The organism is Mesorhizobium loti R88b (genome assembly GCF_013170845.1).
Taxonomy (GTDB): Bacteria; Pseudomonadota; Alphaproteobacteria; order Rhizobiales; family Rhizobiaceae; genus Mesorhizobium; species Mesorhizobium loti_B.
On the sequence record NZ_CP033367.1, the window covers coordinates 5,530,933 to 5,548,402 of the forward strand.

A 17,470-nucleotide genomic window follows, 5' to 3' on the forward strand; every position below is an offset into this window, starting at 1 on the left:
AGTGTGGCGGCTATAAGCCCGCGTCTGGTCACGGAGTGTAGCGCAGCCTGGTAGCGCACCTCGTTCGGGACGAGGGGGTCGCAGGTTCAAATCCTGCCACTCCGACCAGAAGAACCACGTGTTAGCGCATCCCGACTTTGGCGCTTAAACTGATATCCCACCTGAAAATATGGCGAGCGAACCGCCTGGCGGCCTTGCCTTTATCGCCAACGTGCTACGCCAGTGGGCTTATTGAAAACGCGACACCGTGGGTAGCTGCAGTTTGTCGGTCATTGCGCGTGAATTTTCATTCGCCGCGCGGCATTCAACAACGCCGCACCATCCGTCTTGATCGTGTCGACAAGTTCGCTGGCTTGGTCCGCGCTGATGCCTGTCTCATTGGACAGGAACCAGACGCGGAAGCTCCTGTCTTCAGGTGGAAAAGGGGCGACGAACTCACCGCGATCGTTTTGGTCTTGGGCTGATAGCCTGCGGCGCTTTCGCGGTGTCCGCTTTGGCTGGTCATCTTCCGATGAAACGTAAATGGACATAGCTGGGGTCGCACTTATCGTAGGCCGAAGAAGCTCAATATCGCTAATACGATGACCACCGCTCCAACGAGCCAGATGATGTTGTTCATGATCACTCTCCTGTTTGCTGGGGAGCCCACGCCTCCGACGGAGAACGCGTGCCGACCAGCCTTTGCCTGCTGATCTTCAGCAGACACCAGGGCGTCTGCTGCGAGGGATAGAACTATTAGACACGCCTAATGTTCCACACCACGTGGCAAGCCGGACATTGCGATTTTTGGGTGCAGATAGTCGTGCTGCCTGAAACGATCGCGACCGATGCATCAAGCCAGTTCGTTCTTGCAAACAGCATCAGCGAAAGCCCCCTACTCTGCCCGAGGCGATGCGATCGCCCATCCTTCGACGTGCCGCAGGCTTCACTGCCGCCCCGGGGAAAACCCGGAACCAAAGCGGCCAGCCGCAGTTGTATCCAACGAAGGGCTCATCAAGGTAGTGGAGAAATTACAATGAAAACAATGATTATGTGCGCTTTGGCGCTTTCCATCGGATTGCCGGCAATGGCTTCGGCAGCCGAGGCCGATGTCGTTATCAAGACCCACCATCGACACCACAACAACGTCAAGATCATCAACGAGGACGGCCAGCGCCTGCATCACCGCCACCACGGCACTGTTGCGTTCTACGACCATGGCCGCCGACACCATCGCCCGGATACCGTCGTTGTCACGAGTTCCGTCTCCACACATCATCACCGCCATCCCGTGGTGATCGAGAACGGCGGCTATTGATCAGCGGCCGCTGGCCCGGCTCCATACTGAGTCGGGCCGCCTTGGCCACTGTCCCAAATGGCCTCCACACAGATGCTCTGAAGTCCTTGAGCGGATCTGAAATCTCGTCGGCGACCTCGCTTTGGGTTGGATTCCGGAATCGGTGGAATCCCATCGCCTGTCGCGGAATTCCGGTCGTTCGACCAAAGGCGACAAACCATTCACGAAGCGTGTGATCTACCGGCTTGGGTGCCCACCAAGAGCTGAGGGTTCGCTCGCCGTCTATAAAGCGGCGAGCGAACCCTATCGGCGCAGGAAGGGACGTGGCTGCGCCAATTACAAAACCTTTACAGTCGATTTCTCCTGGATGCTCTCAGCCGAGGACTATTCCAATCGCCATCAGGGTGATGGCCACCGCGAAGACCGGTGCGAGCAACCAACGCGCTTGGCCAACACTCTTTTCCATCAGCTTCCTCCCACGATCTTGCAGTGGACAACGGTGGCAAACAGCGGCTGTTCCGCACGGTGCCCGTGGCAAGACCATTGCCTTTCGCACTCAGACTTAGGTCCCATACCCTGTCCGACCGAAGTCCAGTGCAGGGAACGTTTCCATCTCGCCCAAGTTCGATGGATTGGGCGCGAGGACAGTCAAATAGCGCGGAAATGGATGAGCATCATTATGTCGAACCGTGAGACCGCAAGATCCCACGCCCTGGGGACACGCGTAGCCGACCTCAAGACCAGGATGCAGAAGGCTCGCATTAGCGAGAGCGAGATGAAGACCTTCCAAAAAGTCGCGGCCACAATGGCGGACGGTCAGGGCGGCATTGACGGCGACGATCTGATCGCCGTGTCGTTCGTTGCCGGCAACTTGTTGGACAAGAGCAATCCGTGACCATGCGAACAATTAGCAAGCTTTTTGATTCCCATTCCGAAGCGGCACGGGTTGTTGGAGACCTGGTGGCGGTTGGCGTTCCTCGCGTACAGATCGCGATTATCGGGCCCTACCAGGACGAGGTCGGAATTCTTAGGTCCCCGGGCGTCATCCTTGGTGCAGTCGGTGCAATGTTGGCCTGCCTGGGCGCCATGATCGTTTACGGCGGACTATCGGCAACAGCACTGATTTGCGCGGTCTGCGGCGGCGGTGCTGGCGGATTGCTCGGCGCATGCATCGCCGCTGCCACAAAACTGGATGATCGCACCGTTGCCGGGCGGATCGTCTTGGTAACGGCGCATGTCGATGACCATGAGACAGACATCGCCCAAGCAGTGCTCGGCGGTTGCGCTCCCACCGCATCTATCGCCGAAGCAGCATGACCGTTGGCCAGGGACCGACGAAAAGCCCGCCCCGACGTCAGCCGAGACGGGCTCTCTCCGTTGCCAGTGATTGAATGAAGACACTCGACCGGGAACAACTTCCAGTGACCGAGAACGTTCCCACATCGGCCAGCAATCCCAATGTTCATAAAGCGACGGGCACGGTTCAGCGGGAGGTCCCGTCACGAGCGCAAATTGGCAAGGGCTGCCGGCGCGAGCAATCCGACAAAACTCGGTGTGACGGCAATCAAAACAGGGTCCCACCCTGTTTGGCGCCATGGTCAGTCTCGGCGTCATAATCGTCATTGGCCTTTTGCATTCTCTTGTAACCATCCTGGGTCACCGCAGCGGCATCGCGCAGAAAGACATCGCATGACCGAGACAGTGCTCCGAGGCTTCTGTCGAGATCCTTCGCCGTCGATTTGTAGAGTTTTACGTGCCCATTCTCGTGGACGATAACGCCAGCCAGGAATTTGTCCCACCTCGCCTGAACATCAGGCGGAACCTTCGTAGCGAGCTTCGGCAACAACACAGTCAACTTCAATGAAACATCGACGCTTGTCATCCGGCATGTTTTGCCGGACTGCCTCCAGGTGTGATTGACAGAAACGTCCCAGTGCGTCTCCGCGTCAAAATTTGAATGCGCGCGCCTCAGGCTGTCGAGCAGCTCTGCAATGGACGTTCCAGAAACAGCAAAATATTCGGTCTTCTCCGTTACCCTCAAACGGGCATCTGCTTCCCGTGAACCCAACCCCAACAGAGCTAAATTGACCAGAAGAAACATCCACGCATGCTTGTGTCCCAAGTGATTGCCCCTTTGGTCGGACTCCTGTCCTTTCGCCAGCTGATCAGTATCGCCCCCGCGGAGCAAGATACGTGACGCGATGGGAACCCAGAGCCGGGCAGATCCAATCTCGTTGGCAAGGAATGCCGTTTGACGAGGCGAACGAGCCGCTCTACTTCCATGGAACAATCGGATGGCTTGAGCAGTTCACCGTTTCACGGAAACGGCAACCTGCTCTAACTGTTTGTTTAGACGCAATTCCTGTGGGAAAGCGCTACGCGCTTTTCCCGGGAAAACCGTTTCACGCTTTTCCTGGAATTGCTCTAGGGGCGGCGGCGGAGCAAGGTTGGGAGATGAAATTGCCTTCTACCGGGGCCAACCGGGTCACCCTTCTGGTCACACTGCTTGTCGTCGGAGGCTGCGCTTCCCTCGGCAAAACAGTTGATCCGAAGTACGACAAGATGACCTGTACAGAACTCAACAGCGCGCTGGGGACCAACGCCGGCGAAATTTCACAAACCGCAATCACGCGCGGCAAGGTCGCCAACACCAGCGTTCCACGTTGGCTGCTTGGTGGCGAGCGGGTAAAGACAGGGGTGGCCAATCGCGAAACCACCCGAATCGAGCGGCTGCAGCAAGAACAGCAGACGCTCATCGCTGCGAGAAAGAGCCGCTGTGCATCCTCGCAATGAGTAGCGCCCGCCTCGAGCATTTCACCGTTTCACGGGAACGGCGAACTGCTCTAACTCATTGTTTTGACGCAACTCCGGACGGAAAACCGTCTCACACTTTTCCTGGAATTGCTCTAATGGCGGTGGCGTCAACCGCGGTATCTGGAGCCCTATCGAACGAGCACCATGTTGGATCAGCGTCTATCCCTCAAGGTCGTGCCGTTGAACAGGATAGAGGCGAGCGTGCCACCCATTTGGGAGATGCCGCTCAGGACCAGAGCATGGCATCCTTTCACCGACACGGCAGCTTCAGGGCTTACGCAACTGTAGCAGGAGACGATTCGACAACCCGTGCACTCCGGCTCTTTCCGCCCGCAACGGTTCAAGAATGAGGTTTCCATGCATTTGAGATGTAGCCTTTGCGGTCCGATGCAGACACGCCGAGCCTTTCTTACCATCCTTGGATTAAGCGCCGTCTCCGCATCGTCGAAATTTGCCTGCGCAGCAGCCGGCCCGACACCTGACGTCGCGCGCGAACTCAACCGACGCCCTCGTGTTGCAAGTGCGATCACCTGGTATGCCCCCGGCGCCGCCAATCAGCTCGCCTATGCGCAATGGCCGGCCGCCTGGAAAGAAGAACTCAAGCAGTTCTTCAATCTGCTGTGGGCCGGACAGCCACTGGCCCTAACCGATCCACCCCCCAATCGGTGCGACCCGTCCATCAACGAGACCCTCTTGAGCGCGGATGACGCGCGGCATCTGTTCCTGGCGCTTGTGGCGCAAAGTCTCGTCGTCGAGATCGGCAAGCGCGTGCCCTGGTCGATCGAGCAGGACAATGATGCAAGCTTCGCTGCCCTCTTCTCGCCAACGGAAATGTTCCAGTTCGACCGCCACACCAAACTCCACCGGGTAAACTGGTCGGGTATCGCCGCGCCTCCGGATGTCGCGTCTCATTTTCTGCGCACCCAGGCACTGATCGGTTCAACCCGTCGGGCAACGATCGAACGACTGCTGCAGTGGTGCATTGCGCGCCTCGTGCACTTCACCGGCAACACGTCGAATGCCAATTTGGAACGGCAGTGGCAGTATTACGGCGAGCCGCCAATGTCGCGCATCATTTCAGGCACGGTCGCCACCGGCAGCAACGACCCGCCCCACCACATCACCGCAGGCTGTTGGGGAACCACGGCCTTTCTCACCGCCATGCTGCGCATCGTGAACATTCCCGTGGCCATGGAGGTGGTCTTCCAGGACCCAAGTTCGAAGAAGAAGGCACACGCGACGCCGCATTTCGTCAGCGAAGACCTTTATCTCAGCCATGGCGACGATCCCTATAATCTGCTCGTTCGGCTCAGACCATCGCGTACCCCCGGCCAAATTCTGATCGGCCGAGACCGCTTCAACCAATGGTTCCGGAGCGGCGACACGACCGACAATGTCGGACGACAACCCTTCGAGCTGGCGCTCGCCGATCCACCTATCAGCCTGTTGAAGGACTATGTCGACGATACCGCCAAAGGCGCGATGAAGACCGGACAGGTCTGGCAGGACTACAGTCATTACTATTCGGCGAAAGAGCTCGATGAAACCGGGCTCTGGTCCCGCCTCGAACAGAAGACAGCGGCCCTTGGTGGGGCTGAAGCAGTCAAAAAGGAATACAGGGCTGCGTTCGATGCCGTTCAGAAAAGCCTCTCCGAACCTTGAAACGCGTCGCGTCGAAGCGGACAAAGGCGACGCGTTCCAAGTCTCTGTTTTTCGCCGAATTCAAGCGCTCAACCTGAACCGCGTCACATCGATGGCCGCGTTCATCAGCGTCTGCGTGTAAGGCGCCTGGGGATTGCTGAAGATCGCCTCGGTCGGCCCTTCTTCGACGATCTTGCCCTGCTTCATGACGATTATGTAGTCGGCCATGGCGCGCACGACCGTCAGATCGTGGCTGATGAAGAGGTAGGACAGTTCGTGGTCGGCCTGCAGCTTGCGCAGCAGTTCGACGATCTGTTTCTGAACCGAGCGGTCAAGCGCCGAGGTCGGCTCATCCAGCACGACCATTTTGGGCTTCAGGATCATGGCGCGGGCAATGGCGATGCGCTGCCGTTGCCCGCCGGAGAACTCGTGCGGGTAGCGGTTGCGGGCGTTGGGGTCGAGGCCGACTTCAAGCAAGGCTTCCACTGCGCGCTGATCGCGCTGCTTGTGCGACAGGTTAGGCTCGTGCACCAGCAGCCCTTCGGTGATGACCTGGCCGACTGTCATGCGTGGCGACAGCGAGCCGAACGGATCCTGGAAGACGAGTTGCATCTGGCGCCGCAGCGGCCGCATCTGCTGGCGGTCAGCCTGGGAAATGTCGCGATCGCCGAAACGAATGAGCCCATCGCTCGGCAGCAGCCGCAGCAAGGCGCGGCCGAGCGTCGATTTGCCTGAACCGGATTCGCCGACGATGCCGATGGTCTGGTTGCGCTGCAGCCGGATCGAAATGTCATCGACGGCACGCAGCATCATCGGCTCGCCAGCCAGAAACCCGCCGCCGATCTTGAAGGTGACTTCGACATTCCTGCCTTCGAGCACCACGGGCGCATTGGCGGGCGGAGGCGCCTTGGTCCCGGTCGGCTCGGCCGCCAGCAGCATCTTGGTATAGGCATGCTGCGGGTTGACGAAGATCGCTTCCGCCTCGCCTTCCTCGACCACCTCGCCCTGGCGCATGACATAGACCCGGTCGGCGAAGCGCCGGACGATACCGAGATCATGGGTGATGAAGACGATCGCCATGCCGAGCTTGCGCTGCAATTCGGCGAGCAGCATCAGAATCTGCGCCTGGATGGTGACGTCGAGCGCCGTGGTCGGCTCGTCGGCGATCAGGATGTCGGGGTCATTGGCGAGCGCCATGGCGATCATGACGCGCTGGCGCTGGCCGCCCGACATTTCGTGCGGATAGGACTTCATCCGCCGCTCGGGATCGGGAATATGCACCAGCCGCAAAAGCTTGAGTGCCTCTTCGCGTGCCTCGGCGGCATTCAGGCCGCGATGCCGGCGGATTGGCTCGATCAGCTGGTTGCCGATCGAATAGAGCGGATCGAGCGAGGTCATCGGTTCCTGGAAGATCATGCTGATCTTGGCGCCGCGGACCTTGTTGAGGTCGGATTTGCTGAGCGTCAGCAGGTTGCGGCCGCGATAGTCGACGTGGCCGGTGGCTTCGCCATTCGAGGCGAGCAAGCTCATCGCCGCCATCATCGTCTGGCTCTTGCCGGAACCGGATTCGCCGACCACGGCAACGGTCTCGCCCGCGTTGACGTGAATGTTGATGCCCTTCACCGCCTCGACCGCGCCATCGAGCGTGCGGAAGCGGACGCGCAAATCCTTGACGCTGAGGATCGTTTCTGGAGTGGCCATATCAACGGTCCCCATCTTTATCGATCTCTCGGATCGAGCGCATCACGCAGGCCGTCGCCGACGAAATTCAGGGCGAACAGCGTCGAGACGAGGAAGAATGCGGGGAACAAGAGTAGCCAATTGGCGTAGCCGATGTTCTTGGCACCGACCGAGATCAGCACGCCCCAGCTGGTCATCGGCTCCTGCACGCCGAGGCCGAGGAACGACAGGAAACTTTCCAGGATGATCACCTGCGGCACCAGCAGCGTCATGTAGATGACGACCGGGCCGAGCAGATTGGGAATGACATGGCGCAGCAGGATGCCGCGCTGGCCGACGCCCATGGCTTCCGCTGCCTGGACATACTCCTGGCGGCGGATCGACAGCGCCTGGCCGCGCACGATGCGGGCCATGTCGAGCCACAGCACCGCTCCCACGGCCAGGAACATCAGCACGAAGTTGCGCCCGAAGAACACCACCAGCATGATGACGAAGAAGATGAACGGCAAGGAATAGAGCACATCGACGATACGCATCATCACCTCGTCGATCTTGCCGCCGGAAAAGCCGGCAGCGGCCCCGTAGATCACACCGATCACCACCGCCACGACGCCGGCGAGCAGGCCGATGGCCAGCGAGATGCGTCCGGCCATCAGCGTGCGCGACAGCAGATCGCGGCCGGTGTTGTCGGTGCCGAACAGGAAATATTGCTGCTTGACCGACGTGCTCATCGTCACTTCGAGCCCGTCGGGCGACTTGCTCTCGATCTTGGTGTCGTCAAAGGCATCGGAACGGTCGAGGTAGCGGATGTTGCGATCGTCGATCGGCTTGGTCGAGGTGACGGTCACCGTGACGCGCTGGCCATCCTGCTTCCATTCCTTGATCTCGACCCGCATGCGCTTGACCGCATCGTTGAGAGCGGTCTCGATCATATCGGCCTTGGGATAGGCCATCAGGCTCGGCGGGGTGCGCACATAGTCGCCATAGATGGTCGTGTATTCATGCGGCACGAACCATGGGCCAAACACGCTGATGAGAGCGACAAAGGCGAGGTAATAAAGGCTGATCATGGCGGCGCGATTGGCCTTGAGGCGTGCCCAGGCATCGCCCCACAAGGAGCGGCCGACAATGGCGGGAGCCGTGGCTGTAATGTCAGTCATAGCGCACCCTCGGGTCGACGACCGCGTACATGACGTCGACGATCAGGTTGAAGATGATGGTGAAGATGGCGATGACCACCACGGTTCCCATCACCAGCGTGTAGTCGCGGTTGAGTGCGGCATCGACGAAATAGCGGCCGACGCCGGGAATGGAGAAAATCGTCTCGACGATGACAGAGCCGGTCAGCAGCGCCGCCGCTGCCGGACCGGTGAACGAAACGATCGGCAGGATGGCGCCGCGCAGCGCGTGCTTGACCACCACCGACCAGTCGGAGAGGCCGAGCGCGCGTGCGGTGCGGATATGGTGGGAGCGCAGCGATTCGATCATCGAACCACGCATCAGGCGGGCAACGATGGCGATCTGCGGCAGAGCAAGCGTCAGTATCGGGCCGATCTTGTTGAGGAAGGCACCATCGCCCCAGCCACCGATCGGCAACAGCTTCCAGGTCAGCCCGAACAGAAGCTGGATCACCGGTGCGATGACGAAGGTGGGGATGGTGCTGCCGGCTGTCGCCAGCGCAATCACCGTATAGTCGCCAAGCTTGTTCTGGTTAAGCGCGGCGATGGTGCCGAGCACGGAACCTAGCAGCAGCGCCAGGATCAGCGCCGAAGCACCGAGCTGGATCGAAATCGGCAGGCCCTTGGCGAACAGTTCGGTGACGGTGAAATCCGGCATGTTGTAGCTCGGCCCGAAATTGCCGCGCAGGAGATTGCCGAGATAGTGGACATATTGCAGCCAGAGCGGATCGTTGAGGCCAAACTGGGCTTCAAGGTTGGCCTTGATCTCGGGGCTAAGCCCCCGCTCCTGGTTGAATGGGCCGCCTGGTGCGACGCGCATGAGGAAGAACGCCATCGTCACGATGACGAACAGCGTTGGGATGGCGGTCAAAAGCCGCCGGAATACGTATCGCAGCATCGGTGCCCCGCTTGATCCGGAGCCTGTACGTCCAATTGGACTGACATGCTCCAGCCTTCAAATCTTCGCACCGGATTTTCCGAAAATCGATTCCGTTTCCCGGCCGATGCGATGGCAAACCAGCGCCGCCGCGCCTCGAAAGACGCGGCGGCTTGGCCGGGATCAGTCCTTGCTGACGAAGCGCGACGGATGCACGTCCATCACATTGTCGGTGAAGCCATGCAGCTTCGAAGATACGATGTCGTGGTAGCTGTAATAGAGGAGCGGGATCTGGCCGACATCGTCGACCAGGATGCGTTCGGCCTCGGAGAGGTCCTTCATGCGCTCTTCGGGTTTGCCGCCGGCTGCGGCCGCCTTATCCATGGCCGCCTCGTATGCCGGGCTGTTGTAGTTCGAATAATTGTTGCCGCTCGCCTTGCGTGAGATGCCGAGGAAGGTTTCCGGATCCTTGTAGTCGGCGATCCAGGCGGCACGTGCCAAATCATAGTCGCCCTTCTGCTCAAGGAAGGAATAGTGGGTCTTGGTGTCGGTGTTGAGCAGGGTCACTTCGACGCCGAGCGGCTTCAACTGCTCCTGGATCGCCACTGCCATATTCTTGTGGTTTTCCGAAGTGTTGTAGCGGATCTCCATCTTCAGCGGCTTATCGGGCGTATAGCCGAGCTTCTCGAGCACTTTCTTGGCTGCGTCCTCGCGATCGATCTGCGGCATGTCGGCGAATTTGGCCATTGCCGGCGTGTAGCCCTCAATGCCCGGAGGCACCATCGAATAGCCCGGCAGCATCGAATTCTGCCAGACCTTTTCGGCGATGAAGTCGCGGTCAATCGCCATCGAGATGGCGTTGCGCAGCTCGGGATTGTTCCACGGCGCCTTGTCGGTCTTGATCGCGTAGTAGTAGGTGCCGAGATATGGCCCGACATGAATCTGATCGCCGAACTTGGTCTTGAGATCGGCGAGCTGTTCGGTCGGCAGATCGTCATAGCTGTCGAGTTCGCCGGCCTCGAAGCGCTTCATCGCCGATGAACGGTCTTCGGTCGGGATGTAGTTGACCACGTCGAACTTGACGGTCGCCGCATCCCAGAATTTCGGATTCTTGACCAGTTTCATATGGTCGTTGGGAACCCATTCGGCCAGCGTATAGGCGCCGTTCGAAACGAGATTGCCTGGCTTGATCCAGTCCGCGCCGAGCTTCTCGATGGAGGCCTTGCTGACCGGATAGGTCGCCTGGTGGGTCAACATTTCCAGGAAGTATGGGGTCGGCGCCTTGAGCGTTATCTCAAGAGTGCTGGCGTCGATTGCCTTGACGCCCATGTCCTCGGGCTTGCCCTTCTTGGTGTTGACGTCCTCCGCACCCTTCACCGGGTACAGCATCGAGGCGTATTCGGCGCCGGTCGCCGGGTCTTCCAGGCGGTGGAAGGCGTAGACGAAGTCGTCCGCCGTCACCGGGCTGCCGTCCGACCACTGGCCGTCCTTGCGCAGCTTGAAGGTGTAGACGGTGCCGTCATCCGATACCGTCCAGCTTTCGGCCGCCCCCGGGATGAGGTTCGCCTTCTGGTCCTGCATGACCAGGCCCTGGAACAGGTCACGCAAGACATTCGCTTCATAGACCGTCGAGGTCTTGTGCGGGTCGACCGATTCCGACTCCGCGGCGGTGCCCCTGTTGTAGACGGTCTCGGCAAAGGCCGGCGTCAAGAATGTGCCGGCAGCCAAGGTCATGGTCGTGGCGAATACCGTCGCCTTCAGCATGTTTTTCAGCATGAAGTTCTCCCTGTCGGCGCTGCCGTGGGCGCGCCTTTACGTGTTGACGCCCCGGAACCGATGTCTGGCCCCTTTGAGCGCGCCGCCGGTTCCCTCCGGCAGCTGGTGGCAGGAGACTAGACAGGAGGTAAGCTCTTTTCAACCGAGTACTGATTGACCCTAAGTCAATCCTCATGATTGCAAAAGCAACGGCTAAATTAGAGCGGCTTTTTCAATCGCACACGCCCCCAGGTTGTACCCGGAGTTTTCGCTTTCTGCATGCGAACTTTGGCATGTTAGGACCATGGTGCAGAACCTCATTTCCAAGGTCCGAAGGCGCGTGCTCCGAACAGACACCTCGGGAACATCGGCGGTCGAGTTCGCCCTGCTATCGCCGCTCTTCATCCTTCTCCTGCTCGGAATGGTTGCGTATGGCATCTATTTTGGAGCTGCCAACTCAATCCAGCAGATCGCGGCGGATGCTGCCCGGACGGCCATAGCCGGGTTGAACCAGACCGAGCGTCAGACGCTGGTGGCCAGCTACCTTACCAACAATGCCGGCGGATACCCCTTCGTGGACGCCAGCAAACTGACCTATCAGGCCAATGACAGCGTCGCCGATGGAAGCCAGTTCGTGGTGTCGATCTCGTACGATGCCCGCAACCTGCCGATCTGGAATCTCTTCCCGGGCATAGCCATGCCGGGGACCACGATCACGCGCCAGTCAACGATCAGGGTCGGGGGTATCTGAATGTTGCTTCGCGCACGCACGAGGATCGGCCGAGCAGCCCTGCGTCTGTTGACCGACAGGAAGGCGAATTTCGCCGTCATGATGGCATTGAGCGCACCTGTCGCGCTGGCGCTGGCAGCTGTGGCGATCGATGAGGGCTCGATCTACACAGAGCGCCGGCAAGCCCAGGCGATGGTCGACCTGGCAGCAATCACCGCCGCCTCCAACATCACCAACGTCAACACGGCGGTGATCACCACGCTCACCGACAACGGCATGCCAGGCGTCGTCGTTCAAGCTTCGGGCCAGACCATTCCTCCGGCCGTCGGGAAGACGGTGGTGACGGTCACGCAAGGTCGATATGCCTCAACGACCACCAATGTCACCCAGCGCTTCCAGGCGGGTGTGACACCTTACAACGCGGTGCGTGTCACATTGGCGAAAATCCCCAACCGCTATTTCGCCAGCTCTCTCATCCCCACTCCGGTCATCGGCACCGTTGCCACGGCCAGCATGACGCCGCAGGCGACATTCTCGGTCGGATCGAGACTGCTCAGCGTCAACGGCGGCATCCTCAACGCTCTGCTGAGCGGACTTCTCGGCGGCAACATCTCGCTCAGCGTCATGGATTACAACGGACTGATCTCGGCCGATGTCAGCGTGCTTTCCTTCATCAGTGCGCTCGCCACACAATTGAACATCACGGCCGGCACCTATTCGGACGTGCTGGCCTCGAAGGCGACGGTCGGCCAGATCGCCACAGCCATGGCCAACGTTCCCGGTCTCGGCAACACGGCAAAGCTTGCTCTGCAATCCATCGCCTCCAAATCGACCAGCACGGTCAAGATCCCGCTCAGCAGCCTTATCGATCTCGGCTCCGTCGGCAGCCTGGGACTGGGGCAAACCCCAACAGGCCTTGGGGTCGATGCAAGCGCCATGGGTATGCTGACGGCCGCTGCCGTGCTGGCCAACGGCACCAACCAGGCTCAGGTCAATCTCGGCGCCACCATACCTGGTCTTCTTTCCACCCAGCTTGCCATCGCCATTGGCGAGCCGGCGCAATCTTCACCATGGCTGGCCATCGATGGCATCGGCACCACGGTGCGGACCGCCCAGACGCGTATCAAGCTGACGGCCTCCGTCGGTGTCGGCACGTCTGGCCTCGGCGGCGGCATCAGCCTGCTGGCCGTCAACCTGCCACTCAATGTGGAAGTCGCCTATGCCGAAGCCAAGCTGACCGACATCACCTGTCCGACAGGGCCGTCCAGCATCAGCGTTTCCATCGCCGCACACCCCGGCATTGCCCAGTTGAACCTGGCCAACAGCAACAATCCCTCCGGCTTTGCCGATTTCAGCCAACCGCAGACCTTCACCGACGCCGAGATCGCGGATGTGAGCCTGCATCTGCTGCTGATCAATCTCCCGTTGATCCAGGTGATGGGCTCGGCCGCGACGGCGATCACCAACAACAGCCCCCAAACCTTGACCTTCAACGCGACCGAGATTGCCAACAAGACGATCAAGACCGTTTCGACGCGTAACATCTCGCAGTCGCTCACCACGTCACTGGTCAACAACCTATCGCTTTCGGTGGGCGTGCTTGGTCTCGGCATCGACCTCACCGCCCTGCTTGGAACCGTCAAACCCGCGGTGGTGGCGGTGCTCAACACCGTAACGGCCCCGGTCGATGACTTGCTTTACAATGTGCTCTCGGCACTGGGTGTCGGTGTCGGCCAGGCCGACGTGCGCGTCACCGGAGCGACCTGCGGACGGGCGGTGCTGGTTCAATAGGGTATTTGTAGCCCAGCGGATCGTTTGGCCAAGACACGGTCGAACCGGCGGTCAGTCGATGCGGCCAAGGAAGCAACCGAGAGCCGGCAGCGAGAGCGCGTTTTCCTCGACAGCCACGGTGCCACCCAACACAGCCGCAATTGGCCCGATATCCCCGGGCAACGGCCAATTCGCCGGCTCCCCAGAGAAATTGAAGACACAGAGCAGCCTTTCGCCGCCGCCCTCGCGGATGAAGGCGAGCACGTCACCCTCGGCGTCGAGGAAGCGGATCGAACCGCCGACCAGCGCTGGATGGCTCCTGCGCAAGGCGAGCGTTGAGCGGTAGGCGGACAGTACCGATTGCTCATTGCCGTTCTGCAAATCGGCAGCGCGGGCGCGATGACTGGCCAGGACCGGCAGCCAGGGTTTGCCGGTCGAGAAACCCGCATTGTCGGCGCCGGCCTCCCAGACCATCGGCGTGCGGCAGCCATCCCTCCCCTTCACGCCTGGCCAAAAGCGGATGCCGACAGGATCGCGCAGATCCTCATAGGCAAGCTCCGCCTCCTCCAGGCCGAGCTCCTCACCCTGATAGAGGCAGATCGAGCCGCGCAGGCAAGCGAGCAGCATGATCGAGAATCTGGCCACCGCGTCGGGATCGCCGTCCGGCCACGTCCAGCGGCTGACATGGCGCACAACATCATGGTTGGAAAACGCCCAGCAGACCCAGCCGTCGGCAACGGCATGTTCGAAGGCCTCGACACAGCCGCGCACATGCGCCGCCGAAAATTGCGAACCAAGCAGGTCGAACGTGTAGCACATCTGCAGCTTGTCGCCGCCGGACGTGTAGGCGGCAAGCGTCTGCAGCGAGCGGCTCTCATCGCCGACTTCACCGACGGCGGCGCGGTCCTGATACTCGTCGAGCAGCGCCCGGAAGCGCCTGAGGAAAGCCAGGTTTTCCGGCTGCGTCTTGTCGAACAGATGCTCCTGGTAGAGGTAGGTGTTGGTCTCGCCATTGGTGCCGGCGACGCTCGACGCCAAAGGCGGATTGCTGCGCAGCCAGCGATCGTGGACATAGTAGTTGACCGTGTCGAGCCGGAAACCGTCGACACCGCGCTCAAGCCAGAAGCGCACCGTGTCCAGCAACGCATCCTGAACCTCGAGATTGTGGAAATTCAAATCGGGCTGCGAGGCGAGGAAATTGTGCATGTAATATTGCCGGCGGGTCGAATCCCACTCCCAGGACGGGCCGCCGAAGACGGACAGCCAGTTGTTGGGCGCGTTGCCATCGGGTTTCGTGTCGGCCCAGACGTACCAATCGGCCTTGGGATTGTCGCGGCTGGCACGGCTTTCGACGAACCATTCGTGCTTGTCGGAGGAGTGAGACAGCACCTGATCGATGATGATCTTCAGACCCAGCCGGTGCGCTTCGGCGACCAAAGCGTCAAAATCCTCCAGCGTGCCGAACATCGGATCAACGTCGCGATAGTCCGACACGTCATAGCCCATGTCGGCCATCGGCGACTTGAAGAAGGGCGACAGCCACACGGCATCGACGCCAAGCGAGGCGATGTGGGCAAGCCTTGCCGTGATGCCTTTGAGATCGCCGCTGCCGTCGCCCGTCGTATCCTGGAAAGAGCGCGGATAGACCTGATAGATGACGCAGCCGCGCCACCATTCGGCGCTCCGACCCGTACTGTCGTCAGCCATCACGAACCTTTCCTGATACGGGTCTTCGTCGCCCTGCGCTCGATCGCGAAATTGACGCTGCGACCAGGCAACGGCCGTGTAAGGTCGAGCGCCTGCGTTTCGATCGCCGGCTGCCATGCAAAGCCCTCTCGGGCCGGCAAGGTGAAGACGCATTGGCGGCGGTCGCCATTGACCATGACGGCAAGGCGATTGCCCTCGATATCGCCGAGCAGCATGACGAGACGATGTCGTCCGGGATCGTTCCAGTCGGCCTCGGTGAGCGGCATGCCGGTCTCGGCCAGCCAGGCGACATCGGGGATGGCTGCTCCCTCCGCCGCTTGCCCGGTCAGGAAATTCGTATCGGCCAGAACCGGCAAAGCACGCCGCAGCGCCGATAGCGCCACCGTATAATCCTCCAGCACCCTGTCACGGCCCGCCCAGTCGAGCCAGGTGATGGCATTGTCCTGCGCGTAGGCATTATTGTTGCCCTGCTGGCTGCGGCCGAATTCATCGCCTGCGGTGAGCATAATGGTGCCGCGCGAGGCAAACAGCGTGGCAAGCAGCGCGCACTGGTCGTCGAAGCGCGCCTTGGTGATCGCAGCGCTGTCCGTCTCGCCCTCGACGCCGTTGTTCCAGGACAGATTGTCGTTGTGACCATCGCGGTTCTGCTCGCCATTGGCCGCATTGTGCTTGTGCTCATAGGCGACGATATCGGCCAGCGTCATGCCGTCATGGGCGGCGATGAAATTAACGCTGCGACTGGCAGGCTGCCCTTCCCTGCCGAACACGTCGGACGAGCCCGCAAGCCGTGTGGCCAAAGCGCCGACCGCGCCCGCGTCACCACGCCAGAAGCGCCTGACGTCGTCGCGGCAGCGGTCGTTCCATTCCAGATAGGGCGGGCGGAAATTGCCGAGCTGGTAGCCGTTCGGACCGATGTCCCACGGTTCTGCGATCAGCACCCGGTCGGCCAGTATTGGATCACTTGCGATCGCCTGGAGCAGCGGCGCGTCGGGCTCGAATGTGCCGTCGACGCGGCCGAGCACCGGCGCGAGATCGAAGCGGAAACCGTCGACGCCGGCCTGCCGGACGAAATGGCGCAGCGTGTCCAGCACCATCTCGCGGACCACCGGATGATCGCAGGCGACCGTGTTGCCGGTACCGGTGTCGTTGGCCAGGCGACCGTCTGGCAATTGCCGGTAATAGACCTGTGCGTCGAGGCCGCGCAGCGCCAAAGTCGGGCCAAGCCGGTCGCTCTCGCCGGTGTGGTTGAAGACGAGGTCGAGGATGGTTCCGATGCCGGCCTTGCGCAGCACCGCCACGGTGTCGCGCAGCTCATTCAGACCACCCGGCGCTAGGCGTGGGTCGAGAGCCATGAAGGTGACGGGATTGTAGCCCCAGGCGTTGTTCAAGCCCAGCGGCGGCAAATGGCGCTCGTCGATCCAGGCGGTAACCGGCATCAGTTCAACGGCGGAGACGCCGAGCCTTTGCAGATGCTTGATGATAGCAGGATGAGCGAGTGCCGCGATCGTACCGCGCTGCTCTTCCGGGATGTCCGGATGCAGCCTGGTGAAGGCGCGGATATTCAGCTCATAGATCAGGCCGCCCGGACGAAACAGCGGCGGCAGGGCAGGCACGGCCTTGGGCAAGGCCGTCGCCACGGCCTTGGGCATCAGCGGCGCGGTGTCCGCACCCTCGTTACGCTTTGCGGCAAGCCGCCAGTGGTAGGCATAGGGCCGGTCGATTTCGACGGCGTAGGGATCGGTCAGCAGCTTGTTGGGGTCGAACCACAGCCCGCGCTCGGGCGCATAACCGCCATCGGCGCGAAAGCCGTATCGCGTGCCCGCGGCAAGGCCGGAGACGAAGAGCGCATTAACCCCCTCGCCTTCCGGCTGCAGTTCCAGCCGATCGAGTTCGCGGTTTCCCTGCTCGTCGAAGATCGACACCCAAAGGCGACGGGCCGACGACGACCATGCGGCAAAGCGGATGCCTTCAGGGGTGATGGTGGCGCCGAGCTGGGTCATGCGAACGCCTTCCCTTCTACCCTTGCGGGAGGAGGGGGAGCC

At 60.9% G+C, this 17,470-nt stretch carries 15 protein-coding genes and 1 tRNA gene; 8 read left to right on the top strand and 8 right to left on the bottom strand.

The genetic code is table 11. The features are described from left to right. Positions 1–31: 31 nt before the first annotated feature. A tRNA-Pro gene (locus EB235_RS27170) sits at positions 32–108 on the top strand. A gap of 161 nt (positions 109–269) precedes the next feature. Here EB235_RS27170 and EB235_RS27175 read toward each other — a convergent pair. Continuing rightward, the gene (locus EB235_RS27175; protein ID WP_027034314.1) at positions 270–530 is read right to left on the bottom strand and encodes a hypothetical protein; all 261 of its coding nucleotides are present in this window, start codon (positions 528–530) and stop codon (positions 270–272) included. Between the two features lie 485 nt (positions 531–1,015). Between EB235_RS27175 and EB235_RS35305 the strand changes: the two genes are divergently transcribed. From EB235_RS35305 to EB235_RS27190, 3 genes are all read left to right on the top strand, one after another. Then, positions 1,016–1,297, top strand: a complete 282-nt coding sequence (locus EB235_RS35305) for a hypothetical protein (RefSeq protein WP_027034313.1) — start codon at positions 1,016–1,018, stop codon at positions 1,295–1,297. Positions 1,298–1,955: 658 nt separating this feature from the next. Next, positions 1,956–2,171: a hypothetical protein gene (locus EB235_RS27185; RefSeq protein WP_027034312.1), complete on the top strand. Its 216-nt coding sequence runs from the start codon at positions 1,956–1,958 to the stop codon at positions 2,169–2,171. Positions 2,172–2,173: 2 nt separating this feature from the next. Next, a complete protein-coding gene (locus EB235_RS27190; protein ID WP_027034311.1) occupies positions 2,174–2,593 on the top strand; it encodes a hypothetical protein in 420 nt (139 codons plus the stop codon). Positions 2,594–2,840: 247 nt separating this feature from the next. Here the strand turns inward: EB235_RS27190 and EB235_RS27195 are convergent, their stop codons facing one another. Further along, positions 2,841–3,377, bottom strand: coding sequence for a DUF922 domain-containing protein (locus EB235_RS27195; protein ID WP_155256491.1), 537 nt, complete (start codon positions 3,375–3,377; stop codon positions 2,841–2,843). 143 nt (positions 3,378–3,520) lie between these two features. On the opposite strand from EB235_RS27195, the gene EB235_RS35200 reads away from it, so the two are divergent. Beyond that, positions 3,521–4,069 carry a hypothetical protein gene (locus EB235_RS35200; protein ID WP_348647266.1) on the top strand — a complete coding sequence of 183 codons (549 nt, stop codon included), beginning with the start codon at positions 3,521–3,523 and terminating at the stop codon, positions 4,067–4,069. 408 nt (positions 4,070–4,477) lie between these two features. Further along, positions 4,478–5,752: a hypothetical protein gene (locus EB235_RS27205; RefSeq protein ID WP_027034309.1), complete on the top strand. Its 1,275-nt coding sequence runs from the start codon at positions 4,478–4,480 to the stop codon at positions 5,750–5,752. A gap of 60 nt (positions 5,753–5,812) precedes the next feature. On the opposite strand, the gene EB235_RS27210 is transcribed toward EB235_RS27205, so the two are convergent. The 4 genes from EB235_RS27210 to EB235_RS27225 form a co-directional block, all read right to left on the bottom strand. Then, complete coding sequence (locus EB235_RS27210; protein WP_027034308.1) at positions 5,813–7,432, bottom strand: ABC transporter ATP-binding protein; 1,620 nt, start codon at positions 7,430–7,432, stop codon at positions 5,813–5,815. Positions 7,433–7,449: 17 nt separating this feature from the next. Further along, the gene (locus EB235_RS27215) at positions 7,450–8,571 is read right to left on the bottom strand and encodes an ABC transporter permease (RefSeq protein ID WP_027034307.1); all 1,122 of its coding nucleotides are present in this window, start codon (positions 8,569–8,571) and stop codon (positions 7,450–7,452) included. Beyond that, positions 8,564–9,487, bottom strand: coding sequence for an ABC transporter permease subunit (locus EB235_RS27220; RefSeq protein ID WP_027034306.1), 924 nt, complete (start codon positions 9,485–9,487; stop codon positions 8,564–8,566). The genes EB235_RS27215 and EB235_RS27220 overlap by 8 nt, the downstream gene beginning before the upstream one ends. A gap of 162 nt (positions 9,488–9,649) precedes the next feature. Beyond that, entirely contained in the window at positions 9,650–11,242 is a 1,593-nt protein-coding gene (locus EB235_RS27225; RefSeq protein ID WP_027034305.1) for a peptide ABC transporter substrate-binding protein, read from the bottom strand. A gap of 283 nt (positions 11,243–11,525) precedes the next feature. Between EB235_RS27225 and EB235_RS27230 the strand changes: the two genes are divergently transcribed. Further along, positions 11,526–11,972, top strand: coding sequence for a TadE/TadG family type IV pilus assembly protein (locus EB235_RS27230; protein WP_027034304.1), 447 nt, complete (start codon positions 11,526–11,528; stop codon positions 11,970–11,972). After that, positions 11,973–13,742, top strand: a complete 1,770-nt coding sequence (locus EB235_RS27235) for a pilus assembly protein TadG-related protein (RefSeq protein WP_027034303.1) — start codon at positions 11,973–11,975, stop codon at positions 13,740–13,742. A 51-nt stretch (positions 13,743–13,793) separates the two neighbouring features. On the opposite strand, the gene EB235_RS27240 is transcribed toward EB235_RS27235, so the two are convergent. Next, positions 13,794–15,428: an alpha-glucosidase family protein gene (locus EB235_RS27240; protein ID WP_027034302.1), complete on the bottom strand. Its 1,635-nt coding sequence runs from the start codon at positions 15,426–15,428 to the stop codon at positions 13,794–13,796. Next, on the bottom strand, positions 15,428–17,428 hold the full coding sequence (gene glgX, locus EB235_RS27245) for a glycogen debranching protein GlgX (RefSeq protein ID WP_027034301.1): 2,001 nt from the start codon (positions 17,426–17,428) through the stop codon (positions 15,428–15,430). The genes EB235_RS27240 and glgX overlap by 1 nt, the downstream gene beginning before the upstream one ends. Positions 17,429–17,470 lie beyond the last annotated feature (42 nt).

Bases quoted from the DNA above. Each gene is read 5' to 3' on its own strand.
- EB235_RS27175 (WP_027034314.1), bottom strand. From the start codon at position 530: ATGTCCATTTACGTTTCATCGGAAGATGACCAGCCAAAGCGGACACCG.
- EB235_RS35305 (WP_027034313.1), top strand. From the start codon at position 1,016: ATGAAAACAATGATTATGTGCGCTTTGGCGCTTTCCATCGGATTGCCG.
- EB235_RS27185 (WP_027034312.1), top strand. From the start codon at position 1,956: ATGTCGAACCGTGAGACCGCAAGATCCCACGCCCTGGGGACACGCGTA.
- EB235_RS27190 (WP_027034311.1), top strand. From the start codon at position 2,174: ATGCGAACAATTAGCAAGCTTTTTGATTCCCATTCCGAAGCGGCACGG.
- EB235_RS27195 (WP_155256491.1), bottom strand. From the start codon at position 3,377: ATGTTTCTTCTGGTCAATTTAGCTCTGTTGGGGTTGGGTTCACGGGAA.
- EB235_RS35200 (WP_348647266.1), top strand. From the start codon at position 3,521: ATGCCGTTTGACGAGGCGAACGAGCCGCTCTACTTCCATGGAACAATC.
- EB235_RS27205 (WP_027034309.1), top strand. From the start codon at position 4,478: ATGCAGACACGCCGAGCCTTTCTTACCATCCTTGGATTAAGCGCCGTC.
- EB235_RS27210 (WP_027034308.1), bottom strand. From the start codon at position 7,432: ATGGCCACTCCAGAAACGATCCTCAGCGTCAAGGATTTGCGCGTCCGC.
- EB235_RS27215 (WP_027034307.1), bottom strand. From the start codon at position 8,571: ATGACTGACATTACAGCCACGGCTCCCGCCATTGTCGGCCGCTCCTTG.
- EB235_RS27220 (WP_027034306.1), bottom strand. From the start codon at position 9,487: ATGCTGCGATACGTATTCCGGCGGCTTTTGACCGCCATCCCAACGCTG.
- EB235_RS27225 (WP_027034305.1), bottom strand. From the start codon at position 11,242: ATGCTGAAAAACATGCTGAAGGCGACGGTATTCGCCACGACCATGACC.
- EB235_RS27230 (WP_027034304.1), top strand. From the start codon at position 11,526: ATGGTGCAGAACCTCATTTCCAAGGTCCGAAGGCGCGTGCTCCGAACA.
- EB235_RS27235 (WP_027034303.1), top strand. From the start codon at position 11,973: ATGTTGCTTCGCGCACGCACGAGGATCGGCCGAGCAGCCCTGCGTCTG.
- EB235_RS27240 (WP_027034302.1), bottom strand. From the start codon at position 15,428: ATGGCTGACGACAGTACGGGTCGGAGCGCCGAATGGTGGCGCGGCTGC.
- glgX (WP_027034301.1), bottom strand. From the start codon at position 17,428: ATGACCCAGCTCGGCGCCACCATCACCCCTGAAGGCATCCGCTTTGCC.